This window comes from Enterobacter sp. 61D5, from assembly GCF_034107965.1.
Lineage (GTDB): Bacteria > Pseudomonadota > Gammaproteobacteria > Enterobacterales > Enterobacteriaceae > Enterobacter > Enterobacter cloacae_M.
The window spans coordinates 65,615-77,856 of sequence record NZ_JAWNFK010000024.1 but is presented as its reverse complement, the minus strand read 5'-3'; the positions used below and the strand labels follow the sequence as shown (position 1 = coordinate 77,856).

Genomic DNA, 12,242 nt, shown 5'->3' with positions numbered 1-12,242 from the left:
CTGCGATAATTACCGTAATGGCTTTGCAGAGGAAAACACTATGGATTACGAATTTCTGCGCGACATCACCGGAGTGGTGAAAGTGCGTATGTCGATGGGCCACGAAGCCGTTGGACACTGGTTTAACGAAGAGGTGAAAGAAAATCTCGCACTTCTTGATGAGGTTGAACAGGCGGCAAATACGGTGAAAGGCAGTGAACGATCCTGGCAGCGCGCCGGGCATGAATATACGCTGTGGATGGACGGTGAAGAGGTCATGGTGCGTGCCAACCAGCTCGAGTTTTCAGGTGACGAGATGGAAGAGGGGATGAGCTACTACGACGAAGAAAGCCTGTCGATGTGCGGCGTAGAGGATTTCCTTCAGGTGGTAAACGCCTACCGCGACTTTATGAAACAGAAATAAAAGACCGGAGCATCCCTGCTCCGGCCTGCTCTTACACGGCCGGAATATTGCGGCCGTAGTAAATCTCGCGCATCTCTTTCCAGAGCAGGTCAGTAATAGCCTTACGCTCTTCTTCGCTCAAATCTTCCGGCTTCGTGTGGAACATATAGTGCTTAAGGTCAAATTCCTTAAGTAACATCTTGGTATGGAAGATGTTTTCCTGGTACACGTTCACGTCCATCATGTCGTACAGCGATTTCATGTCCTCGGACATAAAGTTCTGGATGGAGTTGATCTCGTGGTCGATGAAATGCTTCATGCCGTTGATATCGCGGGTAAAACCACGCACGCGATAGTCAATGGTGACGATGTCCGATTCCAGCTGGTGGATTAAATAGTTCAGCGCGTTCAGTGGTGAAATCACGCCGCAGGTCGACACTTCAATATCGGCGCGGAACGTGCACAGCCCGCCTTCCGGATGACTCTCCGGGTAGGTGTGTACGCAGATATGGCTTTTATCCAGGTGGGCCACGACCACTTCCGGCAGCGGGCCCGGATGTTCAGTTTTGTCGATAAGCTTCGGGTCGACCGGCTCTTCGCTGACCAGAATAGTCACGCTGGCGCCCTGAGGTTCATAATCCTGTCGGGCGATGTTCAGGATGTTTGCGCCAATAATGGAACAGGTTTCTGACAGGATCTCGGTCAGACGGTTGGCGTTGTAGAGTTCGTCGATATAGGCGATGTAACCATCGCGTTCTTCCGCTGTTTTGGCATAGCAGATATCGTAAATACAAAAACTCAGGCTTTTCGTCAGGTTGTTAAAGCCATGCAGTTTAAGCTTTTTCAATTAGCTCACCCCCTTAGTGGATAATGCGTCTTGCAGGTACTGCGGCAGAGCAAACGCTGCGGTATGGATAGCCGGATTGTAGTATCTGCACTGAAGACCGGCCTGATGGAAGCGGGCTTGAATAATTTCGGTGGAGAGATGGCGTAATACGTCGTTATCGGTCGCCCAGGCAAAGGTCATGATCCCGCCGTAGTACGTCGGAATGGCCGCCTGATAGAAGCTGACGTCATCGAAATAGGTGCTCAGCTTACGATGGCTGTCGAGCGCTTCATCCTGCTGCAGGAAGCAGACGCCATTTTGTGCGACGAAGATCCCGCCCGGGTTCAGGCAGCGCTTGCAGCCTTCGTAGAAGGAAGAGGTAAACAGCGACGCGCCGGGGCCGATAGGGTCGGTGCAGTCGGAGATAATAACGTCAAAGGTCTGCGAGGTCTGGTTAACAAAGTTAACGCCGTCGTCAATCACCAGGCTAAAGCGCGGATCGTCATAGCTACCGGCATTGTGGTTGGGCAGGTACTGGCGGCAGAAAGAGACGACGCCCGCATCGATTTCCACCATGGTGATGGTTTCAATGGAACGATGGCGGGACACTTCACGCAGCATTGCGCCGTCGCCGCCGCCGATAATCAGGACATGCTTCGCGTGACCGTGCGCCAGCAGCGGGACGTGGGTCATCATTTCATGATAGATAAACTCATCTCGCTCGGTCGTTTGCACAACGCCGTCCAGCGCCATGACGCGGCCAAAGGCGGCGTTTTCGAAGATAATGAGATCCTGGTGATCGGTTTTCTCATGATAGAGCACGTTATCAACGGCAAAGTACTGACCAAACTGGTCATGCAGTGTTTCATGCCACAACGTGTGGTCGGCCATACGCGGACTCCTCCTTTGTTAACATCCGTTACGCTCACAAAAAATGAGCGAAACATGATAGCTAACTCTAACCGTGGTTGCACGGCTATAGGTTCAACAGGGGGCGTCGGGAAGGTTATTTGACGTAGGCGAGCAGGCTGAGTGAGTCGCGAGCCAGCGCTTTGCATTTTTTGGCAGTGGGAATACCAATACCGCTCAAGTCACGGTAGCTGTCTTCGCCGAGCGCCTTCATGTCGAAGCTGTCGTAGTTGCTGAGATCCCACTGGTTCTGCTGGGCAAAAAAGACCAGCGCGCGGCGAATTTGCCCGTTGGGTAAATTCTGGTAGCCACAATCATTTTTCAGGAATACAAAAACCGCCGTTAAATCGGCCATATCTTCCGCTTCATTTTCACTTAGCGCATAGCTGTTCGCACACATTGCCATCAGGCTACCGAACAAAATTGTCCTGAAAAACGTCTTCATTGCTTCTACCACTTCTTCACGGAAAATTAACGTTAGCATACTTGATGCCAGTGCGACGATCTTTATTATTGCCGCCTGACTTGACCTTCCGGTAAGGGGAGGGTTTATGCTCAAAAGATCGCCTGCTGGAAATAAGGAAATGAACATGCAACGCCGTGATTTTTTAAAATATTCCGCTGTGCTGGGGGCTGCCAGCGCATTACCACTCTGGAGCCGCTCGGTTTTCGCGGCCGACAGGCCTGCCTTACCCATCCCTGACTTACTGACCGCTGACGCCCGCAGCCGTATTCAGCTTGTGGTTCAGGCTGGTAAAACGACGTTCGGCGAGCACAACGCCACGACGTGGGGCTATAACGGTAATCTGCTCGGCCCGGCGCTTCAGCTACGTAAAGGGAAAGCGGTGACGGTGGATATCCACAACACGCTCGCCGAAGAGACGACGCTGCACTGGCACGGGCTGGAGGTTCCGGGCGAGGTGGACGGCGGGCCGCAGGGCGTCATCAAAGCGGGCGGCACGCGTAGCGTCACCTTTACGCCCGATCAGCGCGCGGCGACCTGCTGGTTCCATCCGCATCAGCATGGCAAAACGGGCCATCAGGTGGCGATGGGGCTGGCGGGGCTGGTGCTGATTGAAGACGACGAAAGCCGCCTGCTGCGCCTGCCGAAACAGTGGGGCATCGACGACGTACCGGTGATTGTGCAGGACAAGAAATTCAACGCTGACGGGCAAATTGACTACCAGCTGGACGTGATGAGCGCGGCGGTAGGCTGGTTTGGCGACACGTTGCTGACCAACGGCGCCATTTACCCTCAGCACGCCGCGCCGAAAGGCTGGCTGCGCCTGCGCCTGCTCAACGGCTGTAACGCGCGCTCGCTGAATTTCGCCGCCAGCGATAAACGCCCGCTGTATGTGGTAGCCAGCGACGGCGGCCTGCTGCCGGAGCCGGTGAAGGTGAGCGAGCTGCCGATGCTCATGGGCGAACGCTTTGAGGTGCTGGTGGATATCAGCGACGGCAAGCCGTTTGACCTCGTGACGCTGCCGGTGAGCCAGATGGGGATGGCGGTCGCACCGTTTGATAAGCCGCATCCGGTGCTGCGTATTCAGCCGCTGCTGGTGGCCGCTTCCGGCACGCTGCCTGATACGTTAACCACTTTGCCAGCCCTCCCGTCGCTGGAGGGGCTTACGCAGCGCAGGCTGCAGCTCTCCATGAACCCGATGCTCGATATGATGGGCATGCAGGCGCTGATGGCGAAATATGGCGATAAGGCGATGGCGGGGATGCAGCACGGCCAGATGATGGGCCATATGAATATGGACCACGGCAAAATGGGCGGCATGGGGAACATGAATCACGGCGACCACGGCTTTGATTTCCACAACGCCAACATGATCAACGGCAAAGCGTTCGACATGAATACGCCGATGTTTGCTGCGACAAAGGGTCAGTTTGAGCGCTGGGTGATTTCAGGCGAAGGGGACATGATGCTGCACCCGTTCCATATCCACGGCACCCAGTTCCGCATTCTCACAGAGAACGGCAAAGCGCCGGATGCGCATCGCGCAGGCTGGAAAGATACGGTGAGAGTAGAAGGCGGCGTCAGCGAGGTGCTGGTGAAGTTTGACCACGAGGCGCCGAAGGAGTTTGCCTATATGGCGCACTGTCATCTGCTGGAGCATGAAGATACGGGGATGATGCTCGGCTTTACCGTATAAAAAAGCCGGGTGGCGTAGCCGCCACCCGGCTTTTCAGTTACTTACTTTCATCCGGCAGTGCATACGCGACAATATAGTCGCCCATCTTCGTGCCAAACGAACCGTGACCGCCGGCAGAGATGACAACGTACTGCTTGCCATTCACTTCATAGGTCATCGGCGTGGCCTGTCCACCCGCCGGCAGACGGCCCTGCCACAGTTTTTCACCGTTGGTCATGTTGTACGCGCGCAGGTAGTTATCTGCGGTTGCCGCGATGAACAGCACGTTACCGGCGGTGGAGATTGGGCCACCCAGCATTGGCATACCCATATTGAACGGCACCGGAACAGGCATCGGGAACGGCATGCTGTCCTGTGGCGTACCAATACGTTTTTTCCATACGATCTGGTTAGTTTTCAGATCCAGACCGGAGATATAACCCCAGGCAGGCTGTTTACACGGCAGACCAAACGGCGACAGGAACGGGTTCAGCGTTACGCCAAACGGCACGCCGTACTGCGGCTGAATGCCGGCTTCGGTACCGCTGCCTTTCGCGTCTTTCGGTTGCTCCATTGGGTTGCCAGGACCGCGTGGGATGAGGCGGGAAACGAACGGCAGCGCCATCGGGTTGGCAATCGCCACCTGACGGTTAGGGTCAACGGAGATCCCGCCCCATTCGAACATCCCCAGGTTACCCGGGAAGACCAGCGTGCCCTGCTCAGACGGTGGCGTGAAGATGCCTTCATAGCGCAGCTGGTGGAACATCACGCGGCACACCAGCTGGTCAAACATGGTGGCGCCCCACATGTCCGCACCGCTGAGGTCTTTCTTCGGACGGAAGCTCAGGTCAGAGAACGGCTGGGTTTTGCTGACGTAATCGCCTTTTGCCGCGCCCTGCGGAACCGGTTTTTCCGGTGCTGGCACAACCAGCTTACCGTTGCTGCGATCCAGCACGAAGATGTTGCCCGTCTTGGCCGGCGCGTAAATCACCGGAACGGTTTTGCCATCAACGGTAATATCCGCCAGCGTCGGCTGGGACGGCATATCCATATCCCACAGATCGTGGTGAACGGTCTGGTAGCTCCACGCCAGCTTACCGGTGGTCGCGTTCAGCGCCACGATAGCGCTCGCATAACGCTCCTGCTCCGGCGTGCGGTTACCGCCCCAGATATCCGGCGTGGTTACGCCCATCGGCAGGTAGACCAGGTCCAGCTTCGCGTCATACGCCGCCGGTGCCCAGGAATTTGGTGAGTTAAAGGTAAAGGTGTGCTCGTCCGACGGGATCGCGTTTGGATCTTTCGCGCCCGGGTCGAAGGCCCACAGCAGTTTACCGGTGTTCACGTCGAAACCACGGATAACGCCGGAGGTTTCACGCGTGGAGAAGTTGTCCGTTACCGAACCGGCAATCACGATGGTTTTATCGGTGATGATTGGCGGCGAGGTTGGCTCATACAGACCCGGCGTGGTGTCCGGCATGTTGGTCTGCAGGTTCAGAATACCTTTGTTGGCAAAGGTTTCGCACAGCTTGCCCGTTTCGGCGTTGATGGCGAACAGACGGCCATCGTTCACCGGCAGCATAATGCGGCGCGGGCAGTCGGCGATGACTTCCGGGCTGGCATTATCGGCACGCGCTTCGTGGTAAGAGACGCCACGGCAGGTCACGTGCTGGAACGACGGGTTGGAGTTCAGCTGCGGATCGAAGTGCCATTTCTCTTTACCGGTGGCCGCGTCGAGCGCGAACAGACGCTGGTGCGCCGTACACAGGTAGAGCATGTTGCCGACTTTAATCGGGGTCACTTCGTTGGTCAGCTCGCCCGGATCGTTCGGCATCTTCAGGTCGCCGGTACGGAATACCCAGGCTTCCTTCAGGTTTTTAACGTTGTCCGCGTTGATCTGCTTCAGCGGAGAGTAGCGTTGACCTTCCTGATTACGGCCATATGCAGGCCAGTCGCCGTCAGCGACCTGGGAGATAGCCGCCGCAGGCGTGGATTCTGCGTTCAGCGTACCGTTGATCTCCTGCGGGTCGTTAAAACCGGCCCAGGTCAGAATGCCGCCGGTAATAAGCAGGGCAACAACCAGGCCCGCTACCGCACCGCTGGAAGGCACAATCAGGCGACGCCAGACGAACGGCAGGATCAGCCAGATGCCAAAGAAGACCAGGATGTCGCTGCGTGGCGTCAGTGCCCAGAAGTCGAACCCGACTTCCCAGACGCCCCAGATCATGGTGGCAAGAAGGAGGGCGGCATACAGCCACAGTGCAGATTGTTTTCTACGCAACAGCAGGACGGTTACGGCAACCATAACCAGACCCGCAATCGGGTAGTACCAGGAGCCGCCTAAAGCGACCAGCCAGACGCCACCGATTAACAGATACAGCGCGCAGAAGGCTGCGAACGCTGCTGTTAATGTCACCAGTAGACGCGGCTGTTTAGAGTTTGTTTCAGCCATAGAAAGTGTACTCGTCAGTTTTTGTTAATAATTTGCTAGCAACTAATTATAGGTATTAACAAGTGTGATCGGAATCACAATATTTGCTTTTTATAACTCATACGCCAGGCTTATCCATTTGCTGATATAATGGCTGGCTTGCGTATCAGTGCTGGATATTAACTCATCCGTATTGAGAGATTTTCACTAAAATCATTTGGTTAGTAATATGAAACATACTGTTGAAGTGATGATCCCGGAAGCCGAGATCAAAGCGCGTATCGCCGAACTGGGTCGTCAAATCACCGAACATTACAAGGACAGCGGCAGCGAAATGGTGCTGGTCGGTCTATTGCGCGGCTCTTTCATGTTCATGGCAGACCTGTGCCGTGAAGTGCATGTGCCCCATGAGGTCGATTTTATGACCGCCTCCAGCTACGGCAGCGGCATGTCCACTACCCGTGATGTGAAAATCCTGAAAGATCTGGATGAAGATATTCGTGGCAAAGATGTGTTGATCGTTGAGGACATCATCGACTCCGGCAACACGCTGTCAAAAGTGCGCGAGATCCTGAGCCTGCGCGAGCCAAAATCTCTGGCGATTTGTACGCTGCTGGATAAACCTGACCGCCGTGAAGTGCAGGTGCCGGTAGAGTTCGTGGGCTTCTCGATTCCTGACGAATTCGTCGTCGGTTACGGCATTGACTACGCGCAGCGTTATCGTCATCTGCCGTATGTGGGGAAAGTGGTATTGCTGGACGAGTAATGGCGGGCTAATGCCTTAGCCCCGGCCCTCTCCCACAGGGAGAGGGAGAACATCCCCGGCTTTATTTATGGTTCACATGCTTAAGCTGAAGGTTGGCAATCCCCGAACGGTAACGCTGCTCGAGCGTTTCGCGGTTGGTGGCGGTCACTTCCAGATTGCGCAGCAGGCCATCGTGAATACCGTACGCCCAGCCGTGGATAGAGACCTTCTGCCCGCGTTTCCACGCTGATTGCATGATCGTTGAGTGGCCCAGGTTATATACCTGCTCCATCACGTTGAGTTCGCAAAGGGTATCCATGCGACGCTCCTGCGGCATTTCGCCCAGCAGTGAGCTATGTTTGAACCAGATATCGCGGATGTGCAGTAGCCAGTTATCAATGAGCCCCAGTTCCGTGTTTTCAACCGCCGCCTGCACGCCGCCGCAGCCATAATGGCCGCAAATGATGATGTGCTCGACTTGCAGAACGTCCACGGCATACTGAACAACAGAAAGACAGTTGAGATCGGTGTGAATCACGAGATTGGCGACATTGCGGTGAACAAACAGTTCGCCGGGTTCAAGGCCGGTCAGGCGCTCCGCCGGTACGCGGCTGTCGGAACATCCAATCCAGAGAAAGCGTGGGTTCTGAGCCTGCGCGAGTTTTCCAAAAAATCCGGGGTCTTCCTCCACCAGCATTTTTGACCATAGTGCATTGTTGCTGATGAGTGTATCTATGTTGTTCATGGAGGTTAGCGACCTGTAACCGAGTTATTGCGTTGCGCTACTATAGGGTAACCCGACTTTTAATGAAACCACACAACGTGTGTCAGAACTGAAGGTAAGTTAATTTCATGGCAATTGCACTGGAGCTTGAGCAGCTTAAAAAAACCTATCCGGGTGGCGTTCAGGCGCTACGCGGAATAGATCTGAAAGTAGAGGCCGGTGATTTTTACGCGCTTCTGGGGCCGAACGGGGCGGGGAAATCGACCACCATTGGGATTATCAGCTCGCTGGTCAATAAAACGTCCGGCCGGGTGAGCGTCTTTGGGTACGACCTGCAAAAAGATGTGGTGAACGCCAAGCGCCAGCTGGGGCTGGTACCGCAGGAGTTCAACTTCAACCCGTTCGAGACGGTGCAGCAAATTGTCGTTAACCAGGCGGGCTATTACGGCGTTGAGCGTAAAGAGGCCCTCGAGCGTAGCGAAAAATATCTTAAGCAGCTCGATCTGTGGGAAAAGCGTAACGAACGCGCGCGCATGTTGTCCGGCGGCATGAAGCGCCGCCTGATGATTGCCCGTGCGCTGATGCACGAGCCAAAGCTGCTGATCCTCGATGAGCCGACTGCGGGTGTTGATATCGAACTTCGTCGTTCCATGTGGGGCTTCCTGAAAGATCTCAACGATAAAGGCACCACCATTATTCTGACCACCCACTACCTGGAAGAGGCTGAAATGCTGTGCCGCAACATCGGCATCATTCAGCACGGCGAGCTGGTGGAGAACACCTCAATGAAGAATCTGCTCTCCAAGCTGAAATCCGAAACCTTCATTCTCGATCTGGCGGCGAAAAGCGCGCTGCCAAAACTTGAAGGCTACAACTATCGTCTGGTGGATACCTCGACGCTGGAAGTGGAAGTGCTGCGCGAGCAGGGGATTAACAGCGTGTTCTCACAGCTGAGCGCGCAGGGGATTCAGGTTTTAAGTATGCGTAACAAAGCGAACCGACTGGAAGAGCTGTTTGTCTCTCTGGTACATGACAAACAAGGAGACAAGGCATGACGCATCTTTACTGGGTCGCGCTGAAAAGTATCTGGGCGAAAGAGATCAACCGCTTTATGCGTATCTGGGTGCAAACCCTGGTGCCGCCGGTCATCACGATGACGCTCTATTTCATCATCTTCGGTAACCTGATTGGTTCCCGGATTGGTGAAATGCACGGCTTTACCTATATGCAGTTTATCGTGCCGGGCCTGATTATGATGGCGGTGATCACCAACGCCTATGCCAACGTGGCGTCGTCATTCTTCAGCGCCAAGTTCCAGCGCAATATTGAAGAGCTTCTGGTCGCGCCGGTGCCGACGCACGTCATTATCGCGGGCTATGTTGGCGGCGGCGTGGCGCGCGGGCTGTGCGTGGGGATCCTGGTCACGGCGATTTCGCTGTTCTTCGTGCCGTTCCAGGTCCACTCGTGGCTGTTTGTCGCGCTGACGCTGCTCCTGACGGCGATCCTGTTCTCGCTGGCCGGTCTGCTGAACGCCGTGTTCGCCAAAACGTTTGACGACATCAGCCTGATCCCGACCTTCGTGCTGACGCCGCTGACCTATCTCGGCGGGGTGTTCTACTCCCTGACGCTGCTGCCACCGTTCTGGCAGGCGCTGTCGCACCTGAACCCGATTGTCTACATGATCAGCGGCTTCCGCTTTGGCTTCCTCGGCATCACCGATGTGCCGCTGTTTACCACGGTGGCTGTGCTGGTGGTGTTTATCATCGCCTTCTACCTGCTCTGCTGGTCGCTGATCCAGCGCGGACGCGGGCTGCGCAGCTAATCTTTTGCCCGGCGACGTTCTGTTTGCCGGGCACTTTCTTTGACAGTTATCACCGTAAGCTAACCTTCACTCCGCTAAACTACTTGCCTGCTAAGGAGGGAGTTATGCTGGGATGGGTTATCACCTGCCACGATGAGCAGGCGCAGGAAATGCTGGATAAGCTTGAAGCCAGATTTGGCCCGCTGGTGCAGTGCCGGGCGGTAAACTACTGGCGCGGGTTGAGCACCAACATGCTGAGCCGCATGATGTGCGATGCCCTGCATGAAACGGACAACGGCGATGGCGTGATTTTTCTTACCGATAAATCGGGCGCGGCGCCTTACCGCGCAGCCGCGTTGCTGAGCCATAAGCACGCGTGCTGTGAAGTGATCTCGGGTATTAACCTCTCCCTGCTGGCGTTAATGTATCCGCAGCGTGGATCCTTAAGCAGCGCTGAGTTTCGCCAGGCCATCGTGGCGCAGGGCGTTCCGGGCGTCAGCAGCTTGTGGCATCAGCAGCAAAAAAATCCTCCCTTCGTCCTGCTCCACGATTTGTATAAGAATTAAACGTTGGTATTGATGTCTCATTTGTTACAATAGCGGCAGTTTTCCGCACCGATTAAGACACCATGCTACCGCGCATTCTTTTCTTGCTATTGATGCTCATTTCCGGCGTCAGCTCAGCCAGTTTACTCAGTCAGCACACGCTGCCTGCCCAGTACATGCAAACCACCGAAGACGCGGCGATCTGGGCGCAGGTGGGGAACAGCGTGATCAACGTCGGTAACGTCCGCGCCGGGCAGATCCTGGCCGTTGTGCCCGCAGCGGCGGACTACTACGAATTTCGCTTCGGTTTTGGCACGGGGTTTATCGACAAGGGGCACCTGGAGCCGGTTCAGGGGAAACAGCGCGTCGAGGACAGCCTCGGGGATCTCAATAAGCCCCTGAGCAATCAGAACCTCATTACCTGGAAAGACACGCCGGTGTATAACGCGCCGTCGAGCGGCAGCGCGCCTTTCGGCACCTTAAGCGCCAATCTGCGCTATCCCATACTGAATAAACTGAAAGACCGTCTGAATCAGACCTGGTTCCAGATCCGCATCGGCAATCGTCTGGCGTGGATCAGCAGCCTGGATGCGCAGGAAGATAACGGACTTCCGGTTCTGACCTACCATCATATTCTGCGTGATGAAGAGAACACCCGTTTTCGACATACGTCCACGACCACCAGCGTACGAGCGTTCAACAACCAGATGGCCTGGCTACGCGATCAGGGCTATACCACCCTGACGATGTACCAGCTTGAAGGGTACGTGCGTAACAAAATGAACCTGCCTGCAAAATCGGTGGTGATTACCTTTGACGACGGCCTGAAATCCGTCAGCCGCTATGCCTATCCTTTGCTGAAAGAGTATGGCTTCAAGGCTACCGCGTTTATTATCTCTTCCCGTATAAAAGGCCATCCGCAGAAGTGGGATCCAAAATCGCTGCAGTTTATGAGCGTGCAGGAGATTAAGGGGATTCAGGATGTGTTCGATATTCAGTCTCACACCCACTTCCTGCACCGCGTGGATGGGTATAAACACCCGATTTTACTGAGCCGCAGCTATCACGTGATTTTGTTTGATTTTGAACGCTCGCGTCGCGCGCTGGCGCAGTTTAATCCACGCGTGCTCTATCTTTCCTATCCGTTTGGCGGCTACGACAATAAAGCGATAAAGGCGGCGAATGACGCCGGTTTTCATCTGGCGGTGACGACGGTAAAAGGGAAGGTGAAGCCGGGGGATAATCCGTTCTTGCTGAAACGCCTGTACATCTTAAGAACGGATTCGCTGGAGACAATGTCGCGGCTGATCAGCAATCAGCCGCAGGGATAGTGCTTAAGCAACCTGAACCGGAATCGCCTTCGCGGTACGTTTCATGTCGTTGTCGCCTTCAAAGTAGGCAACTTTCGGCTGCCAGCGGCGTGCTTCTTCATCAGACATCATCACGAAGCTGGCGATAATCACAATATCGCCCACGTCCGCGCAGTGCGCTGCCGCGCCGTTAACGGAGATGATTTTAGACCCGCGCTCGGCGGCGATGGCGTAGGTTGAGAAACGTTTGCCGTTGTTAACGTTCCAGATATCAATCGCTTCGTTTTCAAGGATGCCCGCAGCATCAAGGAAATCCTGGTCGATGGCGCAGGAGCCTTCATAGTGCAGGTCGGCCTGGGTGACTTTCACACGGTGAAGCTTACCTTGCAGCATTTTGCGAATCATTACGTTTACCTTTCATCTTCCGGGTAGAG

General features: G+C 55.1%; 13 protein-coding genes. 7 read left to right on the top strand and 6 right to left on the bottom strand.

Annotated elements, in window-relative coordinates; genetic code table 11:
• The first annotated feature begins 40 nt into the window (after positions 1–40).
• Entirely contained in the window at positions 41–403 is a 363-nt protein-coding gene (gene yacL, locus UTM25_RS19950) for a protein YacL (RefSeq protein WP_023310423.1), read from the top strand.
• A 31-nt stretch (positions 404–434) separates the two neighbouring features.
• On the opposite strand, the gene speD is transcribed toward yacL, so the two are convergent.
• The 3 genes from speD to UTM25_RS19935 all read right to left on the bottom strand — a co-directional run bounded on the left by speD (position 435) and on the right by UTM25_RS19935 (position 2,562).
• Positions 435–1,229: an adenosylmethionine decarboxylase gene (speD, locus tag UTM25_RS19945; RefSeq protein ID WP_032649781.1), complete on the bottom strand. Its 795-nt coding sequence runs from the start codon at positions 1,227–1,229 to the stop codon at positions 435–437.
• Entirely contained in the window at positions 1,230–2,099 is an 870-nt protein-coding gene (speE, locus tag UTM25_RS19940; protein WP_023310424.1) for a polyamine aminopropyltransferase, read from the bottom strand. It abuts the gene before it with no gap.
• Between the two features lie 115 nt (positions 2,100–2,214).
• Entirely contained in the window at positions 2,215–2,562 is a 348-nt protein-coding gene (locus UTM25_RS19935; protein ID WP_014882582.1) for a YacC family pilotin-like protein, read from the bottom strand.
• A gap of 145 nt (positions 2,563–2,707) precedes the next feature.
• On the opposite strand from UTM25_RS19935, the gene cueO reads away from it, so the two are divergent.
• Positions 2,708–4,276: a multicopper oxidase CueO gene (cueO, locus tag UTM25_RS19930; protein ID WP_194400725.1), complete on the top strand. Its 1,569-nt coding sequence runs from the start codon at positions 2,708–2,710 to the stop codon at positions 4,274–4,276.
• A 37-nt stretch (positions 4,277–4,313) separates the two neighbouring features.
• Here the strand turns inward: cueO and UTM25_RS19925 are convergent, their stop codons facing one another.
• Entirely contained in the window at positions 4,314–6,704 is a 2,391-nt protein-coding gene (locus UTM25_RS19925) for a glucose/quinate/shikimate family membrane-bound PQQ-dependent dehydrogenase (RefSeq protein ID WP_194400724.1), read from the bottom strand.
• Between the two features lie 208 nt (positions 6,705–6,912).
• Here UTM25_RS19925 and hpt point away from each other — a divergent pair, with 208 nt between their 5' ends.
• Positions 6,913–7,449, top strand: coding sequence for a hypoxanthine phosphoribosyltransferase (hpt, locus tag UTM25_RS19920; protein WP_008501948.1), 537 nt, complete (start codon positions 6,913–6,915; stop codon positions 7,447–7,449).
• Positions 7,450–7,510: 61 nt separating this feature from the next.
• On the opposite strand, the gene can is transcribed toward hpt, so the two are convergent.
• On the bottom strand, positions 7,511–8,173 hold the full coding sequence (gene can / locus UTM25_RS19915) for a carbonate dehydratase (RefSeq protein WP_008501947.1): 663 nt from the start codon (positions 8,171–8,173) through the stop codon (positions 7,511–7,513).
• A 107-nt stretch (positions 8,174–8,280) separates the two neighbouring features.
• On the opposite strand from can, the gene UTM25_RS19910 reads away from it, so the two are divergent.
• The 4 genes from UTM25_RS19910 (at position 8,281) to UTM25_RS19895 (ending at position 11,829) form a co-directional block, all read left to right on the top strand.
• On the top strand, positions 8,281–9,207 hold the full coding sequence (locus tag UTM25_RS19910) for an ABC transporter ATP-binding protein (protein WP_003856300.1): 927 nt from the start codon (positions 8,281–8,283) through the stop codon (positions 9,205–9,207).
• On the top strand, positions 9,204–9,974 hold the full coding sequence (locus UTM25_RS19905) for an ABC transporter permease (RefSeq protein ID WP_023310428.1): 771 nt from the start codon (positions 9,204–9,206) through the stop codon (positions 9,972–9,974). The genes UTM25_RS19910 and UTM25_RS19905 overlap by 4 nt, the downstream gene beginning before the upstream one ends.
• 104 nt (positions 9,975–10,078) lie before the next feature.
• Positions 10,079–10,519, top strand: a complete 441-nt coding sequence (locus UTM25_RS19900) for a PTS sugar transporter subunit IIA (RefSeq protein ID WP_194400722.1) — start codon at positions 10,079–10,081, stop codon at positions 10,517–10,519.
• Positions 10,520–10,581: 62 nt separating this feature from the next.
• On the top strand, positions 10,582–11,829 hold the full coding sequence (locus UTM25_RS19895; RefSeq protein WP_194400720.1) for a polysaccharide deacetylase family protein: 1,248 nt from the start codon (positions 10,582–10,584) through the stop codon (positions 11,827–11,829).
• A 3-nt stretch (positions 11,830–11,832) separates the two neighbouring features.
• Here UTM25_RS19895 and panD read toward each other — a convergent pair whose 3' ends face one another.
• Complete coding sequence (panD, locus tag UTM25_RS19890; RefSeq protein WP_006810068.1) at positions 11,833–12,213, bottom strand: aspartate 1-decarboxylase; 381 nt, start codon at positions 12,211–12,213, stop codon at positions 11,833–11,835.
• Positions 12,214–12,242: the final 29 nt, after the last annotated feature.